General features: G+C 74.4%; 14 protein-coding genes. 6 read left to right on the forward strand and 8 right to left on the reverse strand.

All coding sequences use genetic code 11. The annotated features are described in order from the left end of the window. Nucleotides 1–11 precede the first annotated feature (11 nt). From ACIQE0_RS00620 to sbnA, 3 genes are read left to right on the forward strand one after another with little or no spacing between them, the layout of a single operon-like run. A complete protein-coding gene (locus ACIQE0_RS00620) occupies nt 12–1,016 on the forward strand; it encodes a TauD/TfdA family dioxygenase (RefSeq protein WP_366330105.1) in 1,005 nt (334 codons plus the stop codon). After that, nucleotides 1,013–2,080: a 2,3-diaminopropionate biosynthesis protein SbnB gene (sbnB, locus tag ACIQE0_RS00625; RefSeq protein WP_402328007.1), complete on the forward strand. Its 1,068-nt coding sequence runs from the start codon at nt 1,013–1,015 to the stop codon at nt 2,078–2,080. Before ACIQE0_RS00620 ends, sbnB begins: the two co-directional genes overlap by 4 nt. 36 nt (nt 2,081–2,116) lie before the next feature. Continuing rightward, entirely contained in the window at nt 2,117–3,103 is a 987-nt protein-coding gene (gene sbnA, locus ACIQE0_RS00630) for a 2,3-diaminopropionate biosynthesis protein SbnA (RefSeq protein WP_402328009.1), read from the forward strand. A gap of 137 nt (nt 3,104–3,240) precedes the next feature. Here sbnA and ACIQE0_RS00635 read toward each other — a convergent pair whose 3' ends face one another. From ACIQE0_RS00635 to ACIQE0_RS00650, 4 genes are all read right to left on the reverse strand, one after another. Next, entirely contained in the window at nt 3,241–4,116 is an 876-nt protein-coding gene (locus ACIQE0_RS00635) for a TauD/TfdA dioxygenase family protein (RefSeq protein ID WP_402328011.1), read from the reverse strand. A gap of 33 nt (nt 4,117–4,149) precedes the next feature. After that, a complete protein-coding gene (locus ACIQE0_RS00640; protein WP_402328012.1) occupies nt 4,150–13,398 on the reverse strand; it encodes an amino acid adenylation domain-containing protein in 9,249 nt (3,082 codons plus the stop codon). Continuing rightward, nucleotides 13,398–17,402: an amino acid adenylation domain-containing protein gene (locus ACIQE0_RS00645; RefSeq protein WP_402328014.1), complete on the reverse strand. Its 4,005-nt coding sequence runs from the start codon at nt 17,400–17,402 to the stop codon at nt 13,398–13,400. Before ACIQE0_RS00645 ends, ACIQE0_RS00640 begins: the two co-directional genes overlap by 1 nt. Nucleotides 17,403–18,013: 611 nt before the next feature. Continuing rightward, nucleotides 18,014–18,940, reverse strand: a complete 927-nt coding sequence (locus ACIQE0_RS00650; protein ID WP_402328016.1) for a CAP domain-containing protein — start codon at nt 18,938–18,940, stop codon at nt 18,014–18,016. Between the two features lie 361 nt (nt 18,941–19,301). Here ACIQE0_RS00650 and ACIQE0_RS00655 point away from each other — a divergent pair, with 361 nt between their 5' ends. After that, the gene (locus ACIQE0_RS00655) at nt 19,302–21,086 is read left to right on the forward strand and encodes a sigma-70 family RNA polymerase sigma factor (protein ID WP_402328018.1); all 1,785 of its coding nucleotides are present in this window, start codon (nt 19,302–19,304) and stop codon (nt 21,084–21,086) included. A 133-nt stretch (nt 21,087–21,219) separates the two neighbouring features. Here the strand turns inward: ACIQE0_RS00655 and ACIQE0_RS00660 are convergent, their stop codons facing one another. Further along, the gene (locus ACIQE0_RS00660) at nt 21,220–21,924 is read right to left on the reverse strand and encodes a TetR/AcrR family transcriptional regulator (RefSeq protein ID WP_366330098.1); all 705 of its coding nucleotides are present in this window, start codon (nt 21,922–21,924) and stop codon (nt 21,220–21,222) included. 149 nt (nt 21,925–22,073) lie between these two features. On the opposite strand from ACIQE0_RS00660, the gene ACIQE0_RS00665 reads away from it, so the two are divergent. Together ACIQE0_RS00665 and ACIQE0_RS00670 are read left to right on the forward strand one after the other, a co-directional pair. Next, nucleotides 22,074–22,535 carry a nitroreductase family deazaflavin-dependent oxidoreductase gene (locus tag ACIQE0_RS00665; protein ID WP_402328020.1) on the forward strand — a complete coding sequence of 154 codons (462 nt, stop codon included), beginning with the start codon at nt 22,074–22,076 and terminating at the stop codon, nt 22,533–22,535. 178 nt (nt 22,536–22,713) lie between these two features. After that, nucleotides 22,714–23,409, forward strand: coding sequence for a restriction endonuclease (locus tag ACIQE0_RS00670; protein ID WP_366330096.1), 696 nt, complete (start codon nt 22,714–22,716; stop codon nt 23,407–23,409). 115 nt (nt 23,410–23,524) lie between these two features. Here the strand turns inward: ACIQE0_RS00670 and ACIQE0_RS00675 are convergent, their stop codons facing one another. Genes ACIQE0_RS00675 through ACIQE0_RS00685 form a run of 3 tightly spaced genes read right to left on the reverse strand, consistent with a single transcriptional unit; the run spans nt 23,525 to nt 26,747 of the window. Beyond that, nucleotides 23,525–25,111, reverse strand: a complete 1,587-nt coding sequence (locus ACIQE0_RS00675; protein WP_402328022.1) for a DUF4189 domain-containing protein — start codon at nt 25,109–25,111, stop codon at nt 23,525–23,527. Beyond that, nucleotides 25,108–26,067, reverse strand: coding sequence for a protein phosphatase 2C domain-containing protein (locus tag ACIQE0_RS00680; protein WP_402328023.1), 960 nt, complete (start codon nt 26,065–26,067; stop codon nt 25,108–25,110). Before ACIQE0_RS00680 ends, ACIQE0_RS00675 begins: the two co-directional genes overlap by 4 nt. Further along, entirely contained in the window at nt 26,067–26,747 is a 681-nt protein-coding gene (locus ACIQE0_RS00685) for a hypothetical protein (RefSeq protein ID WP_366330093.1), read from the reverse strand. The genes ACIQE0_RS00680 and ACIQE0_RS00685 overlap by 1 nt, the downstream gene beginning before the upstream one ends. Nucleotides 26,748–26,827: the final 80 nt, after the last annotated feature.

The following is a 26,827-nucleotide window of genomic DNA, read 5'->3' on the forward strand; positions in this document are numbered from 1 at the left end:
AAAGGCACCACATGCCCACGTCCCCCACAACATCCGCGCTCGACGTGGCCCTCCAGCCCGGCAGACCGCCCCTGCTCCTGGCAGAACCCGGCGGCGACCCGGCGCACTGGGCGGCCCGGTACCGAGACGCCCTGTACGCCACCGTCACCGAACACGGCTGCGTCCTGGTCCGCGGACTCGGCCTGCACGACGCGGCGTCGACCATAGCGACATTCCGGGAACTGTCCACCGACCTCATGGCGGAGAAGGAGAGCTTCGCGCCCCGGCAGACCTACGGAACGGGCGTGTACTCCTCCTCGAAGTGGCCCCAGAACCAGCCGATGTGCATGCACCACGAACTCAGCTACACCACCGAGTTCCCCCGCCTGATGCTGTTCGCCTGCCTCAAGGCCCCCGACGAACGCGGCGCGACCGCGGTCGCGGACGCCTCCGCCGTCCTGGGCGCGCTCCCCAGGAGGCTGGTCAAGCGGTTCGAACGGCAGGGCTGGCTGCTGACCCGCACCTACAACGAGGAGATCGGCGCCTCCTTCGCGGAGGCCTTCGGCACCGACGACCCAGGCGCCGTCGAACGCTACTGCCGCGCCCACGCCATCGCCTACCAGTGGCAGCCGGACGGCTCGCTGCGCACCCGGCAGCGGCGCAGCGCCGTCGTCCGCCACCCGGTCACCGGACGGCGCTGCTGGTTCAACCAGATCGCCTTCCTCAACGAATGGACCATCGCCCCGGAGATCCGCGAGTTCCTGGTGGACACCTACGGCGCCGACGGCCTGCCGTTCAACACCGCCTACGGCAACGGCGACCCCATCGGCGCCGACGTCGTGGAACTGCTCAACGCGACCTACGAGGCCCACACCGCACGCGAACCCTGGCAGGCCGGTGACCTGTTGCTCGTGGACAACATCCGCACCGCGCACAGCCGGGAACCGTTCGCCGGGCCCCGCGAGGTCCTCGTCGCCATGGCCGAACCGGTGCACCTGACCGACTGCTCGCCAACCATCGAGGTGACCACCCCATGACCACCGTGCACTCCGCCGAACCCCGGCCCACCGCATCCGCACCGCACCCCGCACCGTCCTTCGCGGTGATCCCCGGAGCCCAGGTCCAGCGCGCCCTCACGGGACGCGCGCACGAGATCGTGGAGCTGGTCGAGGCCACCTACCGCCTGCACGGCGCCGGTGACTCGGTCAACCCGCCCTCGTACTTCCTGAAGTTCCCCGACCGGCCGACCTCCCGCATCATCGCGCTGCCCGCCTCGATCGGCGGGAAGTCCCCGGTGGACGGCCTGAAATGGATCTCCAGCTTCCCCGCCAACGTGGCCGCCGGCATCCCGCGGGCCTCGGCGGTGCTGATCCTCAACGACCACGAGACGGGCTACCCGTTCGCCTGCCTGGAGAGCTCGATCATCAGCGCCACCAGGACCGCGGCGTCCGCGGCACTGGCCGCCGACCGGCTCAGCCGCGGCCGGCCGCGACCCCGCCGCGTCGGGTTCTTCGGAACGGGACTGATCGCCCGCTACATCCACACCTTCCTGGCCGACACCGGCTGGGAGTTCGACCAGATCGGCGTGCACGACCTGTCCGCCGACAGCGCCGCCGGCTTCCGCCTCTACCTGGAGCAGTCCGGCGCCGCCTCGGTCACCGTGCACGACAGCGCCGAGCAGCTGATCCGCACCAGCGACCTGGTCGTCTTCGCCACCGTCGCCGGCGAACCGCACGTCGGCGACGTGTCGTGGTTCGACCACCATCCACTGGTGCTCCACGTCTCCCTGCGCGACCTCGCGCCCGAGATCGTGCTCGACTCGGCCAACATCGTCGACGACGTCGAGCACTGCCTCAAGGCCGGCACCTCCCCGCATCTGGCCGAACAGCGCACCGGGAGACGGGACTTCCTCACCGGCACGCTCGACGACGTGATGAGCGGGCGGGTCACCGTGCCGACCGACCGCACCGTGGTGTTCTCCCCCTTCGGGCTCGGGGTGCTGGACCTTGCGGTGGGCAAGTACGTCTACGACGAGGTGATCCGCTCCGGCGGACTGCACGTCGTCGAGGACTTCTTTCACGAACTGCGCCGATATGGCTGACCGGCGGACAGCGCGGCCGCCGCTGAGGGGGGCGTCATGACGGTCATCTCCGTACCCATGGACTACAACGCCGAGGATCTCTACGTCGATCTGCGGCCGATCGTGGGACAGGGTCTGTTCCTCAAGTGCGAGGGCTTCAACTTCGCCGGCTCCATCAAGCTCAAGGCGGCGCGGGAGATGGTGGAGGCCGCCGAGCGGAAGGGCGTCCTCAAACCGGGATCCATCCTGGTGGAGTCCTCGTCCGGGAACCTGGGCGTGGCCCTGAGCATCCTCGCCGCGAGCAAGGGCTACGGCTTCCTGTGCGTGACCGACGCACGCTGCAACCTCTCGGCCCGCCGCTTCATGGAGGCGATGGGCAGCCAGGTGCACATCATCGCCGAACCGGCCGCCAACGGAGGGCTGCTCGGCGCACGGATCGCCCACGTCCAGGCGCTGTGCGCCTCCGACGACCGGTACGTGTGGCTCAACCAGTACACCAACGTGAACAACTGGAAGGCCCACTACCGCACCACCGCACCGGCCATCGCCCACCACTTCCCGCGCCTGGACGTCCTGTTCATCGGGGCGGGCACCACGGGCACCCTGATGGGCTGCGCCCGCTACTTCCGGGAGCGGCACCGCCAGGTGAAGGTCGTGGCGGTGGACAGCGTCGGCTCGGTGACCTTCGGGGGCGAGCCGGGCCGGCGGATGATCCCGGGCCTGGGGACCAGCGTCCGACCGGGACTGCTGGACGAGTCCTTCGTCGACGAGGTGGTCCGCGTCGAGGAGGCCGACACCATCCGGGCCTGCCACCGGCTGGCCCGGCGCGGGTTCCTCTTCGGCGGGTCCACCGGCACCGTGGTCAGCGGCGCCACCGAGTGGCTGGCCCGCCACGAGGCCCACGACTACACCGCGGTGGCCATCGCCCCGGACCTCGGCGAGCGCTACCTGGACACGATCTACCAGACCAACTGGCTGCACGCCCTCTACGGCGAGGAGGTGCTCAGCCCCGACATACTCGCCGCGGACGTCAGAACGGCGTGACGTGCACCGCCGCACCCACCGCGCCGGCCCCGGCCGAACCGCTCGGCCGCGGCCGGCGCGCACGCGCCCACCGCCCCGCCCCCTGACCGGCCGCGGGGCGGCCCCGCCGGAAACGGGGCCGCCCCGCGCGTCCGGGCTCAGCAGCCCTTCAACGGCCCGCCGTTGAGCGCCACCCGGCGGCCGTAGCGGGTCAGCGGGTGGTAGTCGTACGTGGCGTGGTGCTGCACACAGCGGTTGTCCCAGAACACCAGGGTGCCCGGGGCCCAGCGGACCCGGCAGTGCAGCTGCGGGCGCTGTGCCGTCATGCGGAAGAGCACGTCCAGCAGGGCCCGGCTCTCGTCCTCGGACAGCTGCGGGATACGGGCGGTGTAGGCCGGGTTGACGTAGAGGAGCTTCCGACCGGTCTCCGGGTGGCGCACCACCAGCGGGTGTTCGCTCTTGGGCACCTCGTACCCCTCGGGCACCGCATGGCCCCGGAAGGCCAGCAGGCCGTCGTGGACCGCGGTCAGCGTGTCGAGGAGCCCGCGCAGCGCCGGCGAGAGCAGCTCGTACGCCAGGTGCATGTTGGCGAACAGGGTGTCGCCGCCGCTGCCGCCCTCGGGGGTCCGCAGGATGTGCAGCATCGACCCGAGGGAGGGCTCGGCGTCCGCGGTGCCGTCCGCGTGCCAGCCGTTGCCCGCCACGTTCGCCGACTCGGGGGTGGTGACGATCTCCAGGACGTACGGGTCGCCGTCGACCGGCGGCGGGTTCACCGGCCGCAGCTCACCGAAGTGCGCCGCGAACCGCTTGTGGTCCTCGGGGCTGATGTCCTGGTCGCGCAGGACCAGCACATGGTGGTCGAGGAACGCGGCCTTGACCTCGGCCAGTTGCTCCGCCGACAGCTCCTGCGTCAGATCGACGCCGGACACCTCGGCGCCGAGGACCGGCGTGAGCGGGACGACCCCGATCGTGCGGTACTCCCGGGCGGGCCGGGTGGTCAGACGCTTGAGGGCGTCGAGTTCGTACTGCTCCATGTGCCAACTTCCTTTGCTGGGTGGGGGCGCCGGTCAGGACCGTGCGGAGGTGTCGTCCAGCGCCGCGTTGAGCGCCGCGGCGACGGCCTGCACCTGCGGTGGCCGGACGATGCCGTAGTGGTCGGTGGGGAGGTGCCGCCAGTCGCCGGGGAGCGCGAGGTGCGCGCGCCACCGCGCCTCGTGCTCCGCGGCCGGCAGCGGAGCGGGCAGGCCCGCCGTCGGGTGCTGCGCCAGCCACATCCGGGCGGGGGTGGCCGCCAGCCGCGGCAGCCGGTGGTCCGCCATGCTCGCCAGGTTCGCCCGGCAGCACTGGGCCAGCCGCTGCGCGTACGCCTGCGCCTCGCCGGTGAACGCGCCGTCCACCGAGCCCAGTTCGTTGGCGAAGAGCGTGGCGAGCTGCTGCTCGTCGTAGCCCTGGAAGCCCGGACCGGAGCCGGGCGGCGGCGGGTCGAGCAGATGGACGCCGCGCACCGGGCGGCCCGCCGCCTCGGCCTGTGCGGCGACGCCGACCGCCGTCCAGGCACCGAAGGACCAGCCCGCCAGATGCAGGTTCCAGGTGCCGTCGCCGAACCGCCGGTCCAGCGCCTCGTGATAGCGCCGGGCTCGTTCGGCCAGGGGCATTGCGTCGGCGGTGGGGTGGCGCAGGGCCGGGTCGGCGATCAGGCAGACCGTCGCCCGCTCGTCCAGCGCCGCGACCAGCGCCCGGTACGCCTGGATGTCGCCGCCGACCGGATGCAGCAGGCACACCACCTCGCGCCCGGTGCCCTCCTGCCAGATGTCGAGGGCCACCCCGTCCGGCGGTGTCCCGTCGGCCGGGGCCTCCGCGGCCAGGCGCGCCAGCAGGTCGTTGAGGCTGACCTTCGGGCCGAAGAACGACAGGTCGAGTTCGACGCCGTAGTGCTGTTTGACCACGCTGATCAGGTCGAGCAGGGTCAGGGAGTCGGCCCCCAGGTCGTACAGCGGGGCGTCGGGGTCGAGGGGGTCGGCGTCCAGCCAGTCGCGGAGCCAGTCGGTGAGGAGGGCGGTGGGGTCGGCGGGGCCGTCGGACGGCTCCGCGTCCTGCCCGGCGGGCGCGGCCACCGGCTCCGGGGCGTCCGGGACTTCCGGCAGGGCCCCGGCGTAGAAGACCCGGGACTGCTCGATGTCCGTGGTGGACACCAGCAGTTGGGGCAGTTGGAGGGCGAGGGCGCGGTCGAGGACCCGCCGGCCCTCGTCGACGGTCAGGCCCACCGCGAGATGGGCGCGGTGCCGGGCGTCGCCCGCCGGGACCCGCAGCGCCATCCCGGCCTCCCGCCACACGTCCCAGTCGATGCCGAGCCGCGCGGTGGCCGGGCCGTCCGGCCGGTGGTGCGCGAAGGCGTCCAACAGGCCGGCCGCGGCGGCGTAGTCGTACTGCCCGACGCCGCCGAGCCGCGCCGACATCGACGAGCAGTACACCGCGAGCGCGGGGGAGTACCGCGCGATCAACCGCTCCACCAGCAGCGCGCCGGTGAGCTTGGCCCGCTGGTCGTGCGCGGCGCCGGTCTCGCGGCGGACGAGGAGCCCGCCCGCCCCGACCCCGGCCGCGTGCGTCACCGTCGCCAGGCGCGTGAGGCGGCCGGCGAGTCGGGCCAGCAGGTCCTCGAAGCCGTCGGTGTCGGAGAGGTCCGCCTCGATCAGCTCGATCCGGTCGGCCCAGGGCGCGAGCGCCGCCGGCAGCCGCGGCCGGCGGGACAGCAGCAGCACCCGGCCCGCGGTCCGCTCCAGCAGCCAGGCCGCGACGGCGGCACCGATTCCGCCGGTGCCGCCGAGCACCACGTGCTCGCCGTCGTCGGGCAGTTCGGGCGCGGGGCCCGGGACGGCGGGGACGGCTGAGACGGTCGGGTGCCACCAGTGGCCGTGCCGCAGCGCCAACCGCTCCGGCAGCTCGGCGCGGGGCGTGCCGCCGGTGAGCAGCGCGGCCAGCGGGCCGGCCCAGTCGGCCGGGTCGGCGCCGGGCAGGTCCAGCCACCGGCCGTCCGCCGCGCCCTCCTGTCCGGCGACCGTGGCGACCCCCGCGAGCAGCCCCGACTCGGGCCGGGCGACGCCGCCTTCGACCGGCTGCGCCCCGTACGAGAGCCACCACAGGCGCGGCCGCAGCGCGGGCGGGGTGTCCGCCAACGCCTGGACCAGCGCCGCGGGGGCGTCCAGACAGGCCCGCTCGGCCCGCGCCAGGGCGGCGTGGCCGACCGGGCCGGTGACGCCGAGCGGGAGCGCGTGCAGCCAGTCGGTGCCGTCGGGCCCGTCCGGGCCCAGGGCGTCGAGCAGCCGCCGCCAGGAGGCCCGGTCCGTCGGGTCGACCTCGAAGGCGTCGGTGCCGCCGGCGGCGAAGGCGCGCCCCGCGGTGACGTGGACGACGCGGGCGTACGCGGCCTCGAACTCCCGCAGCGCCGCGCCGGACACCGGTCCGTCGGTGACCAGGACCAGCCGCCGGGCCGTGCGCTCCCGGCCGCCGGAACCGGCCCGGCACCACCGCACCCAGTGCGGCTGGCTCAGCCAGTCGGCCTCCGCCAGCCGCCGCGGGCCGTCGCCGGCCCGCGCGGCCGGGGCGTCGGCGCGGGCGCGCGGGAAGTCGTACTCCGCCAGGTCGAAGGCGGGCGGCGGGAAGTCCCACGGCGCCTGGGCCGGGCCCGGCCGGGGTGCGAGGTCCGCGCCGGCGAGCCAGGCGGCGACCGTCTCGTCGAGGGACTGCCCCGCGGGGGCGGCCGGGGCGGTCCCGGCGCCGGCCGCGCCCGGCTCCAACACCCCGGCATCCTCGGTCAGTTCGACGGACTCGACGGTGCGCAGCCACCGCACCGCGGACGCCGCGTCGGGGCAGACCGCGGCCGCCCGCCGGCGCCGCGCCGGGCGCCCGGACCGCAGATGCCGCAACACCGCGCGGTACGCCTGCGGGCGGGCCGCCAGGTAGTCGGCGATCCGTGCGGCGTCGGTGCGCAGCGCCGCCGCGCTGGACGCGGACAGCACCAGGCAGTCGTCGTCCCCGGCGGGCTCCGGCTTCCCGGCGTCCGGCGAACCCTCCAGCACCACATGGGCGTTGGTGCCGCCGATGCCGAAGCTGCTGACCGCCGCCACCCGGGGCCGGTCGTCCGGCCAGGGCAGCGCGGCGGTCGGGAAGTGGAACGGGGCGGGGTCGGGATCGATATGCGGGTTGAGGGCGCGGAAGTCCGCATGCGGCGGGATCACGCCGTGGTGGATGCTGAGCACCGCACGGACCAGCCCCACCACGCCGGCCGCCGCCCCCAGGTGCCCGATCTGGCTCTTCACGGACGTCAGCGCGCAGCGGTCGGACTCCGCGACGTCGAACGCCTGGCGCAGCGCGGCGATCTCGACGGGGTCGCCGAGCCGGGTGCCGGTGCCGTGCGCCTCGACGTAGGACAGATCGGCTCCGGTGCGGCCGCTGCGCCGCAGCGCCGCCCGGATCACCTCGCGCTGCCCGGCCAGCGACGGGGCGCTGTAACCGAGCTTGTCCGCACCGTCGTTGTTCAGCGCGGAGCCGGTGAGCACCGCGTAGACGGTGTCGCCGTCGCGCCGGGCGTGGCGCAGCGGCTTGAGCACCACCACACCGACGCCGCTGGCGCCGATGGTCCCGCTGGCGTCGTCACTGAAGGGACGGCAGTGGCCGTCGGCGGAGAAGATGTGCTGCGGCTGGTAGCGGTAGCCGCCGCTCAGCGTGTGGTCGACCAGCACCCCGCCGGCCAGCATGACGTCCGCGTCGCCCTGCCGCAGCAGCCCTGCCGCCAGGTGCACCGCGACCAGCGAACTGGCGCACGCCGCCTGGGCGGTGAAGGCCGGACCGGTCAGCCCCAGGTGGTAGGCGGGCTTGGTGGCGAGGAAGTCCTTCTCGTGGTGGAGCGCCAGCCGGAAGCCGTCCGGCAGCGAGGCGGGGTCCGCCTCCCGCAGCATGGCCTGGAAGTAGGTGCTCTCACCGGCCCCCGCGATCAGGCCGGTGCGCGGACCGGACGCGGGGTCGGCGATCCCGGCGTGCGCCAGGGCCTGCGCCGCGCACATCAGCAGATGGCGCTGTTGCGGGTCCATCAGACGGGCCTCGGCCCGGCTGATGCCGAAGTGGTCCGGGTCGAAGTCGAGCAGCCCGGCCATCTGGCTGCGCGCCCCGACCAGCCCGTCGGCGGCGTCGAAGTGCTCGATACCGCGGGCCCCGGTGCGCACCATCTCCCAGAACGCGGCCAGATCCGCCGCCCCGGGCAGCCGTACGGCCATGCCGATCACGGCGATCGGCTCGTCCGCGGGCACCGCGTCCGCACTGGGCGCCGGCATCGGCGCCATGGCGGGGGCCGGAGGGGGCGCCGCCGGGCCGCACGTGTCGCCCGGGTCGTCCAGGAAACGGGCCAGCGCCCGCACCGTGACGTGCTCGAAGAGGTCGGCGACGGTGAAGCCCAGCCCCAACTCCGTGGCGCAGCGCAGGTGGTAGCGCATCAGCGTCAGGCTGGAGGCGCCCGCGTCGAAGAAGCTCTGCTCGGGGGCGATGGCCGTGCCGGTCACCGCCTCGAACACCGCGGCCAGTTCGGCCTCGCGCGGCGAGCACGCCGCGACGTGCGCCGCCCGGCCGGCCACCTCCTCGCCCGGTGCGCGCAGCGCGGCCGCCCGGTCCAGCTTGCCGCTGGGGGTGCGCGGCAGCGCCTCCAGCCGCCGGAACCGGGCGATACGGACATACGCCGGCAGCAGCGTCGCCAGATGGGCGGTGAGGTCGTCGGCGGCCGGGGCCCGGCCGCGGCACTGGAAGCAGGCGACCAGGGCGTTGCCGTCGGGCACCACCACGGCGTTGGTGATCTCCGGGTGGCGCAGCAGCGCCGCCTCGACCTGGCCCAGCTCCAGCCGGTGCCCGCTCAGCTTGATCTGCGCATCGTCGCGGCCCAGGTAGTGCAGCAGCCCGCCCCGGTCGAACCGGGCCCGGTCGCCGCTGCGGTAGAACAGCCCCAGCCCCGGCAGTTCGGTGAAGCGCTCGGTGTTGAGCGGGTTCTCACCGTCGTCGCCCAGATAGCAGCGGGAGACCATGGTGCCGCCGATGAGCAGGTCGCCGGGGCACCCGGGCGGCACCGGCCGCCCGTCGCCGTCGACCACCCGCAGCACCGCGCCGGCCACCGGCTGCCCGATGGCGGGCCGCTCCGGCCAGTGCGCCGGGTCCCCCTCCAGGCACAGCGCGGAGACCACATGGGTCTCGGTCGGCCCGTAGTGGTTGAACAGCCGGGCACCGGGCAGCCCGGCGAACCAGCGGCGGATCGCATCGGTGCACACCAGCTGTTCGCCGGCGGTGACCACCTCGCGCAGCCGCGCGGGGTAGCGGCCCAGATGGACGGCGTGCTCGGCGAGCAACTGCAGGGCGACGTACGGCAGATGGAGGCGTTCCGCGCCGGACGCCTCCAGCTGCGCCAGCAGCGCGGGCGCGTCCTGCCGCAGCTCGGGGCGGATCAGGTGCAGGGTGCCGCCGCCGCACAGCGTCCCGAAGATCTCCTGGAACGACACGTCGAAGGAGAGCATCGAGAACTGCTGGGTGACGGCGGGCGCCCCGAGCCCACCGGCACCGGCCTGCCAGGCAAGGAGGTTGCACAGCGTCCGGTCGGAGACCTGGACGCCCTTGGGGGTGCCGCTGGAGCCCGAGGTGAACAGCGTGTAGAGCGGCCGGGCACCGTCGTGCGCCACGAACGGCTCCGCGGGCGCGCCCGCGTCCAGCGCGACCGGATGCCGCACCGTGCGGCCCTTGGGATCGACGGCGTCCAGACCGGGCGCGCCCTCGGCCGGCACCAGCACGCACAGCGGCGCCGCCTGGTCCAGGACCTGCCGCAGCACCGCCGGCGGGTAGGACGGATCGAGCGGCACGATCGTCAGGTTCAGCCGGGCGAGCGCCAGCAGCGCGACGATGTGGGTGAGCGACGGCTCCAGGTAGAGCGCGACGCGGGCGGTGGCCCCGTCCGCCACCGGGAACGCCGTCCGCAGCTGCGCCGCCAGCGTCGCCGCGTACCGGTCCAGCGTGGCGTAATCCACCTCCCGCGCCCCGTCGTCGACGGCCGGGGCGTGCGGGGTGCGGGCGGCCTGCCGGGCGAAGCCCTCGGCCACCGTCGGGTACGCCGGCCGGGCCGCCGGGCCGCGGCCGTGCTCGGGCAGCGCGGCGCGGTAGGGCCCGGCCAGCCCGGCGGGCGTGTCCGGGCCGCCGGCGGCGAGCAGATCCAGCGCCCGCCGGAACAGCCCGTCCAGCGCCGCGACCTCCTCGGCCTCGAAGTGGTCGGCGGCGTACTCCCACACGCACTCCAGACCGTCGGCGTACGCGACCACGGACAGCGTCAGCGGGCACTTCGCCTCGGTGGGCGGCCACCACAGGGGGCGGGCGGCGCAGCCCGGCAGCCGCAGCGCCTCGAAGTCGGTGTTCTCCTGGACGAAGAGGACGTCGAACGGCGCCCCGTCGCCGCCGTGTCGGCCCGCCCGGCCCTCCAGCACGTCGGAGAGCGCCACGTCCTGCCGGTCCAGGACCTCCCGCACCTCGGCGCCCCAGCGCAGCAGCTGCGCGCGCAGCTCCTCACCGGGGGCGACGGTCAGCGGCAGCAGCACGGTGTTGGCGAACATGCCGACCCCGTCGGCGAATTCGGGCACCGGACGGCCCGCGACGGGCGCGGCGATCCGCGGCCGGGTGCGGCCGGTCACCGCGTACAGGCTCCAGGCGAAGACGCCCAGCAGCACCTGGAAGCGGGTCAGGTCCAGCTCCGCGCAGAGCCGGTCGACGTGGGTGCGGCGCACCGTGTCGAGCCGGGTGTGCAGCAGCCGCCCCTCGGGGAACGGCAGCGGGCGCGCGGGCAGCAGCGGCTCGCCGGCCTCCTCGGAACGGGCGTAGTGCGCGGCCAGTTCGGCACGCCGGGCGCGGTAGGCGGGGCGGGTGTGCCACTCGGCCTGCCAGTGCGCGTAGTCGAGCGGGGTGCACCCGGCGGTACCCGGTGCGTCCGGCGTCCCGGCGCCCGGCGCGTAGGCGGCGTAGTCCTCCGACAGCTCCTGGAACAGCACGTTCAGCGACCAGCCGTCGACGGCGATGTGGTGCAGATGCAGCAGCAGCACCCCGCCGTCGGCGTCCGGCAGCAGACAGGCGCGCAGCATCTCCGGGCGGGCCAGGTCGAACGGCTCGGCGAAGTAGGCGGCGGCGACGGCGCGTTGACCCGCCTCGTCGGTGGGCGCCGCGCCGGGCGCGGTCCACGGGTCGTACGGCGCGCCGACCACCTGGTACAGGCCCTCCGGCGTCGCCTCGAAGCCGGTCCGCAGCGCCGGATGGCGCGCCACCAGCCGCCGCAGCGCATGGCGCAGCGCCGCGGTGTCGAGCGCGCCGTCGAGGCGGAACGCCTGGCCCACGTGGTAGCCGCGGGAGCCGGGGGAGCGCTGCTGGTGCAGCCACAGCCGCTGCTGTTCGCTGGTGGCCGGTGCGCGGTCCGCCCCGGAGGGCGGCGCCACCGGCGGATACACCGAACCCTCGGCGGTGCCGCGGCCGGCCGCCACCGCCTCGGCGATCGAGGCGAGATCGCCGCCGAGCACCAGCCCCCGGTCCAGTTCGCAGCCCCAGCGGCGCCGCGCCTCGAAGCAGAACCGCAGCGCCTTGAGCGAGTCGCCGCCGGCCGGGATCCACCGGTCCTCCAGCGCCACGTCCGGCAGGCCCAGCACCGCACCGGCCAGCACCAGCACCTCCCGCTGCCACGGCGTGGCGACCGCCGCGGCGGTGCCCTCCGTACGCCGCCACGGCCGGTCCGCGCCGGCCAGCAGCGCCGCCTCGTCGACCTTGCCGTTGGCGGTCAGCGGCACCGCGTCGACCAGGAAGAGATGGTGCGGCCGCATGTACGTGGGCAGCCCGTCGGCCAGATGCCGCTCGAACTCCTCGTAGGACAGCGCGCCTTCGGTCACCAGGAACGCCAGCAGCTCATACGGACCGTCGGCGCCGGCCCGGCGGGTGCAGACATGCGCCCGCCGCACCGCCGGATGCGCGGTGATCCGCCGCTCCAGCTCGCCCGGCTCGATCCGGAAGCCCCGGACCTTCACCTGCCGGTCGGCGCGCCCCACATACGTCAGCAGCCCGTCGGCGTCGGCACGCACCAGATCGCCCGTGCGGTAGTGCAGCTCCCGGCCGCCGTCGTACCAGGGCAGCCGGACGAAGCGGCGAGCCGTCTCCTCGGGCAGGTTGCGGTACCCGGCGGCGAGCCCCGAGCCCGACAGGCACAGCTCGGCGACCTCCCCGGGCGCGGCGAGCCGCGCACCGTCGGCGACCACCACCGCACCGGTCTCGGGCAGCGGACGCCCGATCGGCACCACGTCCCCGGCGAAGTCCCGCGGTATCGGGTGGAAGACCGCGAACGTCGTGGTCTCCGTCGGCCCGTAGATGTTGAACAGCCGGGTGGCGGCGCCGGCGTTGTGCCGGTACCAGCGGCGGACGACCCGGGCGTTGAGCTGCTCGCCGCCGACCAGGACCTGCCGGGCGCCGGCGAAGCAGCCGGGCGCGGTGTCCACGACGGCGTTGAACAGCGCGGCGGTGACGAACAGGGTGTCGACGCGCTCGCGCACCAGCACCGCCGCCAGCCGCTCCGGGTCGCGCACGTCCGCGTCGTCGACGATCACGCAGAGGCCACCGGTCAGCAGCGGCACCCACACTTCAAACGTCAGCGCGTCGAAGGCCGGATTGGACAGGCAGGCATAGCGCGCGCCCGCGGCCGGTTCGAGGAAACCGGGCGCGGCCAGCCGCGGCACCCCGGCGTCGCCGACCTCAACTCCCTTGGGCAGCCCGGTCGTTCCGGAGGTGTAGAAGAGGAAGGAGACCGGCGCGCCGGTGAACGGCGGCTCCTGCGGCGCCGGGAGGCGGTCCCGCGCGGCGAGCAGCCCGTCCGCGGCCAGCGGCACCACCCCGTCCGGCAGCCCCTCGGGCAGTGCTGCGCCGTGGACGAGCGCGACGGCGGCCGCGTCGGTGAGGATATGGCGGCGGCGCTCCAGCGGGCTGAGCGCGTCGAGCGGGACGACCCGGGCCCCCAGCCGCAGGATGCCCAGCATCACGCACACCAACTGCCAGGACCGCGGCAGCTGTACCGCCACCGCCTGCCCCGGGCGCACCCCGTGGCCGCGCAGCGCGGCGGCCACCGCCGCACCCGCCGCGTCCAGCGCCGCGTAGTCCAGCTCCACCGCGCCGTCGCGCACCGCGGGCGCGTCCGGTGTGCGCAGCGCCTGGGCGTGCACGCCCAGCGCCAGGCCCGTCGTCTCCGCCGGCACCCGGGCCGTCTCCGAAGTCCCCATCACGCCTCCCCCTCGGTACGGGAACCGGCGCCGGCGGCCGCGCCCGATGGCGGTGGCGCGGGCAGCCGCGTCAGCTCCGCCGCGATCAGCTCCGCCACCCGCGGCACCTGGTCGCTCTCCAGCATGTCCCAGTGGCCGCACTTCACCGGCTCGATCAGCAGACCGCCCCCGGCCCGCCGCTCCCAGAACGCCACCACGGCCCGCTCCGCCGCCGCGTCGTCGCTCTCCTCGGCGGCCTGCACGAACACCAACCGGGCCGGGGAGGACGGGACGTCGTAGTCCCGGGCGGTCATCCGGTTGTGGTTGTAGATCCGGAAGTACCGGTCGATCTGGGCGTCCTCGATGCCCGGGTACATCCCGTTGAACCGCACCAGCTTCGCGCGGAACTCCTCCGCCTCCACCGGCGTGACCGCCGCGCGCTCGGCGGGGTCGTCGGTGCTCCGGGAGTCGAGCAGCACCACACTGAACCGCCGGTGCCCCGAGGCCGCCAGCAGCCGCCCCATCTCATGGGCGACCAGCCCGCCGTACGACAGTCCGCACAGCACCAGCGACTCGTCCGCGCGCACCTCGACCAGCCGCAGATACTCCTGCGCCATCGCCTCCACCGAGGGCAGCGGCGTCTCCCCGGGGTTCAGCCCCGGCGACTGCACGCCGTACACCCCGACCTCCGGCGGCAGGGCGGTGGCCAGCGGCAGATAGCAGAACGCGGTCCCGCCGGCCGGGTGGATGCACACCACCCGCTGCCGCCCCTCGCCCGGCCGGAACTCGATCAGACTGCTCTGCGGCTGCCCGGTCGCCCCCGACCGCAGCCGCCCGGCCAGCGCCTCGATCGTCGGGTGGGTCATCATGTCGCGGATCGGCAGCGTCTCGCCGAACTCCGCGCGGACCGCGGAGGCCACCTTGATCGCGGAGACCGAGGTGCCGCCGATGTCGAAGAAGTTGTCGGTGATGCCTATCGACGGGCGCAGCAGCACGCCCTGCCATATCCGGTGCAGCGCCATCTCGATGTGATCGCGCGGCGCCGCGGTGTTCACCTGCGACGGCACCGCCCGCGCCGCCGCCAGCAGCGCCGCCCGGTCCACCTTGCCGCTGCGGTTGAGCGGCAGCGCGGGCAGCTCGACGAAGACCGCGGGGATCATGTGGTCCGGCAGGTACCGGCCGAGCGCGGAACGCCACTCGTGCGCCGGACGCGGCTCCTGCTCGCCCCGGCCCAGGGCGGCCACCAGGCGCAGCTCGCCCGCGTCGTCCCGGTCGGCGAGGACCACGGCCTCCCGCACCCCGTCCAGCGCCAGCAGCGCGGTCTCCACCTCACGCGGCTCGATCCGGAACCCGCGCAGCTTGACCTGGTCGTCCCGGCGGCCCAGGAACTCCGCGTTGCCGTCCGGCAGCCGGCGCGCCAGGTCGCCGGTGCGGTAGATCCGCTCGCCCGGCACGAACGGGTCGGGCCGGAACCGCTCCTCGGTCAGGTCCGGGCGCCCGAAGTAGCCGTCCGCGAGGGACGCCCCGCCCAGCCAGATCTCGCCCGTGACGCCCGGCGGCACCGGCCGCAGCCGCTCGTCGAGCAGGTACAGGCGGGTGTTGCCCAGCGGCCGGCCGATCGGGCACGGCCGGTCCAGGGGCTGCGGATCGGTGTAGGCGGTGCTGTAGACGGTGGCCTCGGTGGGCCCGTAGCCGTAGCAGATCCGCAGGCCCGGCAGCGCCTGCACCATGCGGTACAGCGCCTTCTCGGGCAGCGACTCCACACCGGTCAGCAACTGCCGCAGCGCCAGCCCGGCCAGCCGCTCCTGCGGGGCCTCGTCGATCCACCGCACATACGCGGGCGGCAGGAACGCCTGCACGATGCGGTGCTCGCGCATCCAGCCCAGCAACTCCTCGGGATCGGCGCGCAGTTCGTCGGGGACGAGGTGCAGCTCCGCGCCGGTCGTCAGCGGCAGCAGCAGCTCGTGGACCGTCGCGTCGAAGCCGATGCCGGACCACGCCGAGGACGCCTCGCCGGGCACCGCCCCGAACCGGTCCAGCCAGGTGTCGAGCAGGTTCAGCACACTGCGGTGCGGCACCGCCACGCCCTTGGGACGGCCGGTCGACCCCGAGGTGTAGAGGACATACGCGAGATCCGCCGGCCCCGCCGCCACGGCGGGCGGCTCGTCCGACACCGCCTCCGCCTCGACGGAGCGCAGGTCCGACCAGGCGTCCGGAGCGTCGGCGGCATCGGTCAGCACCAGGGCCGGGGCGGCGTCCGCCACCATCGCGGCCAGCCGCTCGGCCGGCTGCCCGGGATCGAGCGGCAGGAACGCGGCACCCGCCTTGAGGACGCCGAGCAGCCCCACCACCAACTCCGGTGTCCGCCCGGCGTGCAGACCGACCACCTGGCCGGGCCGCACCCCGCGGTCGGCCAGCGCGCGGGCGAGCCGGTCCGCGCGGCGCGCCAGCGTGCCGTAGTCGAGCCGCTGCCCGGCCGCGTCCAGCGCGAGGGCGCCGGGACGGGCCGCGGCCTGCGCGTCGAAGCGGGCCACCAGCCCGCCGGGCGCCGCCGGCGGCACCGCGGCCGCGCCGCGCGTGGCGTCCCAGTCGGCCACCAACTGCCGGCTCTCCGCCTCGTCCAGCAGCGCGAGAGCGCCGATCTCCCGGTCCGGCGCGGCGGCCATCTGGGCCAGCACCTGCCCCAGATATCCCGCGTACCGCTCGGCCGTCGCATGGTCGAACAGCGCGGTGGCGTAGTCGAGATGCCCGGTCAGACAGCCGTCCTCCGCCGCCAGCGACAGCGCGAGGTCGAACTTGGCCGGGGCGAACGGGATGTCCAGCGGCTCCGCGGCGACACCGGGCAGGTCCAGCAGGCCGCGACGGGACGGCGACCACGCGAACATGGTCTGGAACAGCGGCGTATGGGCGGCGCTGCGCGGCGGATTGACCCGCTCCACCACCCGCTCGAACGGCACGTCCTGGTGGTCCAGCGCACCGCGCACCACGCCGCGCACCCGGCGCAGCGCCTCGGAGACCGTCGGATCACCGGACAGATCGGTGCGCAGGGCGAGGGAGTTGACGAAGAAGCCGATCGCGTCGTTGGCCGCCCGGCCGCGCCGGTTCGCCGCCGGGGCGCCGACAACGATGTCGGACTCGCCGGTCAGTCGCGACAGCACCACGGACCAGCCGGTCAGCGCCGCCACGAAGAGGGTGCCGCCGTGCCGCCGGGCGACCCGGGACAGCGCCGCGGTCACCTCCTCGTCCACCCGCAGCGCCACCCGCCCGCCGCGGTGGTCCTGCTCGGGCGGCCGCGGCCGGTCGGTGGGCAGCTCCAACAGCGGCGGCGCACCGGCCAGTTGCTCCTCCCAGTAGGCGCCCTGCGCGGTGCACTCCGGCCCCGCCGCCCAGTCGAGCTGCTGCCGGGCGTGATCGGCGTACTGGAGGGGCAGCGGCTCCAACGGGTCGTCGTCACCCGCGAGGAACGCCGTGTAGAGGGCGCTCAACTCCCGCATCATCACCACCATCGACGCCCCGTCGAAGACGATGTGATGCATCGTCAGCAGCAGCGCATGATCCTCCGCCGCCAGCCGCACCAGCCGGCCCCGCGCCAGCGGCCCCGCGCCCAGGTCGAACGGCGCCTCGGCCTCGGCCCGTTGCACCTCGACCAGCCGCGCCGCGGGATCCTCCTCGCCCGACAGATCGACCGCCACCAGCGGATACCCGGCGTCCACCGGCCCCGCCACCTGGTGCGCCGCACCGTCGACGGTGACCATCCGGGCCCGCAGCACTTCGTGCCGGGCCGCCACCGCGTCCAGCGCCCGGGCCAGCACCGCCGTGTCCAGCGGACCGCGCAGCCGGTGCACCACCACCTCGTTGTACGCCGCCCCGGCCCCCTCCAACTGGTCCAGCACCCACAGGCGCTGCTGGGCGAAGGACAGGGGCTGCGGCGCGCTGTCGCCCGGCGCCGCGGCTCCGGGCGGAGCCAGGCGCGCGGAGGGGCCGTCGCTCGGCTGCGGGAAGGTGTCAGTCACCGGGAGAACCATCTCTTTCCTCTGTGGGGGAGGACAGCCGGGGCGCCCGGGCACCGCTTGCGGACCGGGGCGCCGCACGGCGCACGAACGCCGCCGGCACCTGCGCCGCGACGCGCGCCGCGCACGGAACGTCCCCCCGTTCCTGGCGCCGCCGGGTGCCGGCGAGCGCCGGCGGACGTCTGGGTCGGGACCTACGCGACCGGTGGCCGTGGGGAGCGGCGGCCCGTCACCGGGCGGGCGGGGGCACCGTGGCGCCCGCCTCTCGCCGGTCGGCGGGGCCGTCCCTGCGAACGGCCGCTGTCCGCCCTCTCACCCACTACGCGCTCGCTTTCTCGCCGCTGCGGCAGTCCTGCCGGGCCGTAGCCGAACCATCTGCCGGAGCGGGCCGAAATCGTTCGATATATCGTTCTCTAATCCCGAAGGGTCATGATTGATTAACAAGTTGACGGTGTCAATGGTCGCCCGTCCCACCACGACGTCCCCGCGCCGCAAGCCCCGAAACGCCACCGGCCGCGCTCCGCGCGCACCCCATGAGCGAATGGGGTGCGCTGCCTCGGCCACTTGAGGCCGAGGTGCGGAACGCGGCCGGGGTCGCCCGTCGCGGGTAGGTCCGTCGGCTGCCGTCAGCCGCGGGTGCCGAAGTCCTGGGTCCACCAGGGGCCGTTGGAGCTGAGGTTCACGCCCACGCCGGTGGACGTGAACGAGCAGTTGAGGATGTTGGCGCGGTGCCCGGGGCTGTTCATCCAGCCGTCGACCGCGGTGGCCGGGTCCGTGGGGCTCTTGAAGATGTTCTCGCCCCAGCTCTGCCAGTTGAAGCCCGCGTTGGTCATGCGGGTGCCCGGGTCGACGCCCTCCGGGGAGTTGTGGTCGTAGTAGTTGCGGGCCGCCATGTCGTCGGAGTGCGCCTGGGCCGCCTTCTGGATGTGCGCGTCGACGGTGAGCGGGCGGCAACCGTGCTGCGCACGCTGGGCGTTGACCAGCTCGACGACCTTCTGGGCGTACGCCGCGGCCTTACCGGTCGCGCCTCCCGAGCGGACCGGCACCGAGGCGTGGCCCCCGCCGGAATTGACCCGGGGCTGGTGCACCGGCGTCTGGTGGGTCGGCTGCGTGTGCTCCTCGGGGGTGGCCGTCGGGGAGGGGGTGTGCGGCTTGTCGGGCGTCTCGGTGGCGCCGGCGGTGGGGGTGGGCGTCGGCTTGTGGCGGCGGGGCGAGCGCGGGTCGGTGCTCGGCGTCGCGGTGGTGGAGGCGGTGGCGAGGGCCGAGTGCGTCGTCGCGGACGCATCGGCCGCGAGGGCCTGGTCGGCCCCGGAGCCGGGGTTTATCAGCAGCAGGCAGGAGCCGCCCACGGCGAGGGCGGCTCCGACCGCCACCGCCACGGCCTTCGGCCCCGGGCGGCCGGCGCCGGAGCGGTGGTTTCCGCCGCTCTTGGCGGCTCGGTGGGCGGCGCGGGACGCGTGACGCCGGTGCCCCGCGGGCGCGTCGGCCCGGCGGCCGGAGCCGGCCGGCGCCTCGTGCTGCGCTGCGGGGTCGAGGTTGTCGTCGTGATGCATGGGTCCGCTTCCGTTTCCGTTGTCCGATTCCCGCCGGACCGCCGGGCCGTGAGGGCCGTGACGGGAGGCCGTCACCTGCGGTCCGTGGCGCGATGGCCTGCGGGAATGTGGGTCCGTGCGGCCCTTCCGAGGAGAGGGCCGCACTAGGGGAGACCCTTGGCGCGGACCCGGACAACAGAAACTTCCGAAGAAACTTCCGAAGTTTTTTTCGCCAGGCCCCGACGGGCGATACGGCGAGGGGGAGCCCCTGTCAGGACAGTGACCGCTTCCACGTAGGTTTTTCTGTTGTCACCGGGCGCCGGACGGGTCACCTGAGCACGGGGGCCATGAAGGTGTACGCGGATGAACAGGACCGAATGGCGTGAAGTGGGACAACGGTACGGCGACCGTCGAGGCGGCCAGGGCGGGTGACGACGATGCCCGGGAGCAACTCGTCTCCGCCTACCTTCCCCTGATCTACAACGTCGTCGGCCGGGCGCTGGACGGCCATGCGGACGTCGACGACGTGGTCCAGGAGACCATGGTGCGCGCCCTGGAGTCGCTGACGGAGCTGCGGGATCCGGAATCCTTCCGCTCCTGGCTGGTGGCGATCGCGATGAACCAGATACGGCGCCGCTGGACGGTCGCCCGCAAGGCCCCCACCGTCGGCCTGGAGCAGTCGGTGGAACAGCCCGACCGCGCCGCCGACTTCGTCGACCTGACGATCCTGCGGCTGGGCCTGTCCGGTCAGCGCCGCGAGGCGGTCGCGGCCACCCGCTGGCTGGACGAAGGGGACCGCTCCCTGCTGTCGCTGTGGTGGCTGGAGGCGGCCGGCGAGATCGACCGGACGGAACTCGCCGCCGCCATCGGCTGCGGGTCGCGGCACGCCGCGGTCCGGGTGCAGCGGATGAAGCAGCAGTTGGAGACCGGCCGCGTCGTCGTCCGCGCCCTCGCGGGGAAGCCGCCCTGCCCCGAACTCGCCGAGCTGATCACCCCCTGGGACAACGCCCCGTCGCCCCTGTGGCGCAAGCGCATAGCCCGGCACGCCCGCAACTGCACCACCTGCTCCCGGCACTGGCACGACCTGCTGCCCGCCGAGGGCCTGCTGGCCGGCCTCGCCATGCTGCCGCTCCCCGCCCACCTCACCCCGCACACCGTCCTCTCCCACACCGCCACCGCCTGGGCCACGTCGACGACGTCCACGACCACCGCGACGACCTCCTCGTCCGCATCGGCCTCGTCAACCGGCTCGACGGCCCCGACCACTTCGACCCCCGCCACCACCTCGGCACCCTCAACCACCGCGACACCTCCGGCCAACGGCGCATCACCGACCACCGGGGCAACTCCGAACGCCACCGGAACCGCACCCCCGACGGCCACCGGCGCCTCCCCGTCCACGACCGGAACATCCCCGGCATCCGGCCCGTCGCCCGCCCCGGCGCCGGACGCCGCCGAGGGAGCCGGTCACCACCCCGCAGACCCCGCGTCGCAGCGACCGCCCCGCCCCCGCCGGGCCACCAGGGCGGCCGTCGTCGGCGGCGCGGCCGCGCTCACGCTGGCCGTCATCGCCACCCTGCCCTGGCACCCCGGCACCCCCCGGAACGAGCAGCGGACCCCGCCCAAGCCCACGCCCAGCGCGGAACCCACGGTGACCGCCACCACCCCCGCACCCCGCCCCACGCCCACCCCGACGCCCACTCCCACCCCCACCCCGACGCACACCACCGCAAGCCCCACCCCGACGCCCTCGCCCTCCTCACCGTCCCCCAGCGTCACCCCGCCCGACCTGGAGGCGCAGGCCGTCGCCCTCATCAACCGCAGCCGCGCGCAGGCCGGTTGCGGCCCGCTCCACATCGACCCCAGGCTGCACACCGCGGCCGCGCGGCACTCCGCCGACATGGCGGCCCGCAACTACTTCGACCACAACTCACCGGAGGGCACCGGCCCCGACTCCCGGATCAGCGCCACCGGTTACCGGTGGAGCAGCTGGGGCGAGAACCTCGACCGTGGCCCGACGACCGCCGCCTCGGCGGTGAACGACTGGATGAGCGACTCCATGCACCGCGGCAACATGCTCGACTGCCGGTTCAGCGCGGTCGGCATCGGCATCGTCCACGGCAGCGGCGGCCCCTGGTGGACCCAGGACCTCGCCGCACCGCAGTGAGCAACCACAGCCGCGGCGCCTCCCGCGCACACCGATTCCCGGCGAAACCCCCTCACCCGAGGGGGAGTTGAGGAGGCGCCGACCGGCCGCGCGCGGCGATGCGCCGCGCGCCGGGCTCACGGCACCGCCCGCCCTACGCCTCGCCCTCGGCGAGACCGGTGTCCCGGGCGAGCCGGATGACGGCGCGCTCGAAGAAGGCGTCACGCGCGTCGACGACGTTGTTGAACTGACCGAAGAGCTCGAAGCTCACCAGGCCGAAGAGTTGGGCCCAGGCGGCGGCCGCCGCCACCAGGACGGGGGCGGGCAGGTGCACCCCGAGGGTCTCGCGCAGCCGCTCGGCGTCGTCGAGCACCTCCCGCGGGGGCAACGGGCCGTCCGGGGCGGGGACGGCGCCGGCCGCGTGCGCGTCCTCGATCACGCGGATCAGCGTGAGGGCGACGCGGGACGCCGGACCGGTGGTGTCCTGGGGCGCGGCATAACCGGGCACGGGTGAGCCGTAGATCAGCGCGTACTCGTGCGGATGCCCGAGCGCCCAGCCGCGGACGGCGCGGCAGACCGCGGTCCACCGGGCGAGCGGTGCGTCGCCGGCCCCGTCGAGGGCCCGTTCGGCGGCCTCGCCGACGGCGTCGTAGGCGTCGATGATCAACGCGGTGAGCAGGTCGTCACGGCTGGGGAAGTACCGGTACAGCGCGGAGGAGACCATGCCGAGTTCGCGGGCCACGGCGCGCAGCGACAGCTTGGCCGCCCCCTCGGTGGCGAGCTGACGGCGGGCCTCGTCCTTGATGGCCGCGGTGACTTCCCTGCGCGCGCGTGCACGCGCTCCCTCGATCGCGCTCATGGGGCCAGTCTGCCAGCAATCAGAGCAGTGACTCACACCGAGAGCACTACTCTTGCTTTATCTCTCCACGGCATGCACACTGCTCTACATAGAGAGCACTGCTCACGTTCCACTCGCTCCCATCTGTTCCATCCCCTCGGAGGGTCCCCATGGGCGCGCACGTCGTCGATCACGTCATCAAGCCGGGCTGGTTCACCGTCAACGTGTTCAACCGGCTCGTCGCCTCGTTCAACCGGCGGGGGATCAGCCTCTTCGGCTCCCAGGAACTGGCCGTTCGCGGCCGCAAGAGCGGGGAGTGGCGGCGCACGCCGGTGAACCTGCTCACCGTGAACGGCCGGCACTACCTCGTCGCGCCCCGCGGCCACGTCCAGTGGACCCACAACCTGCGCGCCGCCGGCGGCGGCGAACTCCGCCTGGGCAGGGCCACCAGGCCGTTCACCGCCACCGACGTGCCCGACGAGGAGAAGCCCGTCCTGCTGCGCGCCTACCTCAAGCGCTGGAAGTCCCAGGTCGGCGCCTTCTTCGACGGCGTCGGCCCGGACTCCTCCGACGACGAGCTGGGTCGCATCGCGCCGAAGCACCCCGTCTTCCGCGTCACGTTCACCGACTGACCGGCCAGGTCGGCGGCAGGTTTTGCGCCAACCCCCGGCAACTGCGGTACGACACCGCCCGGTTCGGGCTAGACAGGAGGGTCGGGGGCGGCCGTGGTCATCGTGCCGGGGCGGTACCGGTGACGGACGGACGGTGTCAGGGTCGACGGTCGCCCGTGTGACAACGGGAGGACTCTGCATGGCCACACCCGCCCGGCGGCGACGCACCACCGCTCGTCGACCGACCCGTCGCCCGGGTCGTCGGCCCGTCCGCCGGCCCCGCGGTCAGGCCGCGCGACGACGGGCGCGCGAGCAGGGGCTCACCCGATTCGCCCTCGCCGTACTGGTCTTGGCCGCGGTGGTGTCGTTCGCCCGCGAGTACCCCGTCGGCACCGGCGTGCTCGGCTTCCTCGCCGTCGTCGTCGCCGTCCTGGTCCTCCTCGCCCGAACCGGCCGCCTCCGCTTCCCCGGCGCCGACGGCACCCGTCAGGACGTCACGCACAGCCTCGCCGCCTACCAGCACATGACCGGCACCCAGTTCGAGCACGCCATCGCCGATCTCGCGCGCCGGGACCCCGGCGTCCGCTCCGCCACGGTCTCCGGCGGCGCCAACGACCGCGGGCTGGACGTCCTCGTCGTCCTGCACGACGGTCGCCGCATCGCCGTCCAGTGCAAGCGGTACGGCGAACGCAACCGGGTCGGCGCCCCCGCGATCTACACGGCGAACGGGACGTACGCCGACTTCCACCACTGCGACGCCGCCGTGATCGTCACGACCTCCCGTTTCACCCGCGACGCCGAGACCGCCAACGCCTCGCTCCCCGCACCGCTCCGCCTGATCGACGGGCGCGGCCTGGCCCGCTGGATCGCCGGCGGCCGCCCGCCCTGGGGCTGACGTGGCGAGGCCGGGCGGGGCTGTGCCGTCGCTTCGCGGGTCTCCGATCTTGTGAGGAACAAGCGGTGCACCTCGATGCCCGGGGCGGTGCCGGTGGGCGGCCCCGGGCGGTGGGTCAGTAGTGCGCGGTGCACACCCAGGTGATCCAACGCCCGCCGCCCGCATGGGAGATGGCGTTGGACTCGGCTTCGGTTGCCGTGGCGCCGCGGCCGCCCCAGTACCGGCGGGTGGTGGAGTTGTAGGCGACGGAGCCGCAGCCGTTGACGAACACCGTGAGGACCTTGCAGCCGGAGCTGCTGGAGCATCTGCTCAGAGCGGCCTGGCCGGCGCCGCTGGCGGAGTTGTAGTCCCAGGCCTTCCCGATGCTGCCGTCGCTGCCCACGGCGATGGCGCCGTAGTAGTTGGGCCGGGGTGGTGGCGGGGGCGGCAGCGAGACCGGGGCGGTGGTCGGATCGGACTCGGGGGAGTAGGAGGGGGAAGGCGGTTCGTAGGGGGTCGGCGATTCGGTGGTGGTCTCGGTGTAGGGGGTGGTCTCGGTGTCGGAGGGGGACGCGGTGTCGGTGTCGGTTTCGGTGGCGGAAGCGGTGTCGGTGGCGGAGGAGCCGGCGCCGGTCGAGCTGTCGTCGTGCGGGACGAGGACGATGAGAAGCAGGATGAGCGCGGCCGCCAGGACGGTGAGGACGGCGGCGGCTGCCGCCCGGAGCGGCGGGGTTCCGCCGGGGGGCGCCGTGCCGGCGCCGGGCGGGTGCGCCGCACGCGTACGGGGCGGCGGGGTCGGGCGTTTGGGCTTGGGCCGGCCGGGAGGTGGCTTGGGCGGGGCGGTCGACGCGGTGGCGGCGGCCGTGGTGAGCTGTTCGGCCCACTGGGACGGCGTCGGCCGCTGGGCCGGTTCCGGGTGCTGACTGGCGCGGGCCAGGTCGCCCAGTCCCGGGCTGAGCGCGCGCAGCGCGGCGGGGTCGGTGGCGGTCTGGTCGCGGGCGAAGAGCCGGACGGCGAGCAGGGCGAGCTTGTAGACGTCACCGGCCCGGGTGGCCTTCGCCTCGCCCGTGGGGACCTGCCAGTCGGGCGTTTCGGCCTGGGGCAGTACGGTGCCGCCCCGCAGGCCCATGGCGTCGCTGTCGATGAGGAAGCACGCGGGCTCGGGATCGGTGGTGAACAGCAGGTTCTTGGGGGAGAGATCGCCGACGGTGATGCCGATGCGGTGGAAGCGGGCCAGCGCGGCCGCCAGATCGGCCAGCAGTAGGAGCCGGTCCCGTTCGCTGACGGTCAGACCGATCCCGGCGACGTAGCCGTCGTCGTTGAGGAGGTACTCCAGGTTCGCCGGGCGGCGGATGCCGGAGCCGCCCTGGAGGCTCCGCAGGGTGAAGTGGAAGCGGTCGGGGACGGCGCGCATGAGGAACCCGCAGGCGTGGCCGTCGCGTTCGACGACGGCGGCGGGCCAGGCGGCCTTGTCGCACAGCCAGCGGCCTTCCGCGGCGCTCAGTTCGCCGAGCAGGGCCACATGCGCGGCGAGCGCGGCGGCGTCGAGCTCGGGCAGCACCTCGGCGCGGTACTCCTTGTAGACGACGTCCCAGCCGCCGCCCTGCGCCCCGTTGATCTTCTTGTTGGGCACCTCGTACACCGTGCCCTGGCCGCCCTGTCCGAGTTGGCGTCCCAGGGTGAGGGCGGCGTGGTCGACGGCGGGGACGGGCTCCGCGGTCACCGCGGGGCCGCCGTGGCGTGCGGCCAGAGGACCAGCAAGGTCCGGTCGTCGTCGAAGGTCTCCCGGGAGAAGTCCAGCAGATGCGCGAGCCAGGCCGGAGCGGGCGGCACCGCGAGGTGGCGGGCGACGAGCGCGCCGACCTGGCCGTCCCCGTCGCCGAGCGGGTCCCCGAAGCCGTCGGTGCCGACCAGCAGCGCCTGATGGGCGGCCAGGCGGACGCGGCGGTGCTCCGGCGGGTCGGGGACGTGCGGCAGCGGCGTGACCTCGTTCGACACCAGGAGGGCGTCCGAGCCGGTCTTGGAGCCGAACAGCTCGCGATACCGCCCGTCGGTCAGGTCCAGGATCCAGGCGCACGAGTCCCCGATGCGGAAGACGTCGACCACCGGGCCGCCGGGATCGGGCCGCACGACGCCGGCCACCAGCGTCGTCGCGTGGAGGGCCGCCACCTCGCCCGCCTCGGGCTCGCGGCCGCTCAGCCGCCACTTCGTCAACTCGCGCAGCCGCTCGGCGGCGTGCCGGGCCACGTCCCCGGAATCCAGCCGGCCCTCGTGCGCGGACACCAGGTGGAGGATGCGCTCCAGGGAGGCCCGGCACGCCTCCACGGCGCCGAACTCGGAGTGCGAGGCGCTGGAGACGCCGTCCGCGACGGCGAAGACGACGCCGCCGGTGGCCTCGTGGGCCGCGGCGCGTGCGGCGTCCTGGCGCGGCTGCCGGTAGTAGCGGTGCTTGGCCCCTCGCACCGTGGCAAACCGCAGGGTGAAGAGGGGAGTCGACCAGCCGTCGCATTCGGTGTCGGGGAACTCGAAGGCGTACTGGCCCGGTGGCCGGGCCTCGAACTCGGGGCCCGGTTCGCCCACCGTGATGCGTTGCCAGGGCGGGGGCTCGGATGCGGCCGGTGCCTGGCCCCGTCCGGTACGGTGCGCCGTCGCGGACCCCTCACCGGCCGGAGAGGTCATCACCCGACCTCGTCGATGGCCATGGTGAACTGGTCCGGGCGGTTGATCACCAGCTGCGGACTGCCGGAGTTCAGCGCCTGCCCCGAGGCCACCAGGCTCGCGGTCAGCGCATGGAAGAACTCGGCGACCGCCTGGCCGATGTCCGTCCCGGGCTTGGCCACGAAGGCGAACTCCGGGCGCGTCGCCACCTCCACCATGGTGGCGGCCTGCGCGTCACCGATGCCGCAGGCGACGATGTTGGGCGCGGTCGGCGTCTGGGACTTGTCGGTCAGCCTGGCGTGCGGGCCCCGCCAGGCTCCGCCGTCGGTCGGCTGCCCGTCACTGAGGAAGAACACCACCGGGCGGTGGACCTTGTACCCCTCGCCGCGCAGCCACTGCACATCGGACGGGATGCGGTCCAGCAGGTCGTCGAAGACCGCCGTGTAGTTGGTCAGTCCGCGGATGACGACCTTGGGCAGGCTGGTCTCCGTCCGCATGTCCGCCACCGCGAGGCGGACCTGTACGTCGTCGGAGAAGCCCAGCACGGCCAGCCGCAGCTTCGCCGCGATCATCGGCTCGGCCCGGAGCCCCTCGCACAGCGAGATCAGCCCGTTGGACAGCTCCTGCCGGTGCGGGCCCATCGACCCCGACTCGTCGGCCAGTACGTAGGCCGGCAGCAGTACACCCCTCGTCTCAGCCATACAGATCCGTCTCCCCCGTCTCTGTTATGCGCTCAATTCACTTCTGTGGCAAGGAAGTTGCTCTCTATGAGCGCTCTCCT

This window comes from Streptomyces sp. NPDC093097 (genome assembly GCF_044754325.1).
GTDB lineage: Bacteria > Actinomycetota > Actinomycetes > Streptomycetales > Streptomycetaceae > Streptomyces.

What these genes read in the sequence shown, in the direction of transcription:
- ACIQE0_RS00635 (WP_402328011.1), bottom strand. Translation starts at nt 4,116, where the DNA reads ATGGAGCAGTACGAACTCGACGCCCTCAAGCGTCTGACCACCCGGCCC.
- ACIQE0_RS00665 (WP_402328020.1), top strand. Translation starts at nt 22,074, where the DNA reads ATGGGCGCGCACGTCGTCGATCACGTCATCAAGCCGGGCTGGTTCACC.
- ACIQE0_RS00680 (WP_402328023.1), bottom strand. Translation starts at nt 26,067, where the DNA reads ATGACCTCTCCGGCCGGTGAGGGGTCCGCGACGGCGCACCGTACCGGA.
- ACIQE0_RS00670 (WP_366330096.1), top strand. Translation starts at nt 22,714, where the DNA reads ATGGCCACACCCGCCCGGCGGCGACGCACCACCGCTCGTCGACCGACC.
- ACIQE0_RS00645 (WP_402328014.1), bottom strand. Translation starts at nt 17,402, where the DNA reads ATGGTTCTCCCGGTGACTGACACCTTCCCGCAGCCGAGCGACGGCCCC.
- sbnA (WP_402328009.1), top strand. Translation starts at nt 2,117, where the DNA reads ATGACGGTCATCTCCGTACCCATGGACTACAACGCCGAGGATCTCTAC.
- ACIQE0_RS00640 (WP_402328012.1), bottom strand. Translation starts at nt 13,398, where the DNA reads ATGGGGACTTCGGAGACGGCCCGGGTGCCGGCGGAGACGACGGGCCTG.
- ACIQE0_RS00660 (WP_366330098.1), bottom strand. Translation starts at nt 21,924, where the DNA reads ATGAGCGCGATCGAGGGAGCGCGTGCACGCGCGCGCAGGGAAGTCACC.
- ACIQE0_RS00650 (WP_402328016.1), bottom strand. Translation starts at nt 18,940, where the DNA reads ATGCATCACGACGACAACCTCGACCCCGCAGCGCAGCACGAGGCGCCG.
- sbnB (WP_402328007.1), top strand. Translation starts at nt 1,013, where the DNA reads ATGACCACCGTGCACTCCGCCGAACCCCGGCCCACCGCATCCGCACCG.
- ACIQE0_RS00620 (WP_366330105.1), top strand. Translation starts at nt 12, where the DNA reads ATGCCCACGTCCCCCACAACATCCGCGCTCGACGTGGCCCTCCAGCCC.
- ACIQE0_RS00685 (WP_366330093.1), bottom strand. Translation starts at nt 26,747, where the DNA reads ATGGCTGAGACGAGGGGTGTACTGCTGCCGGCCTACGTACTGGCCGAC.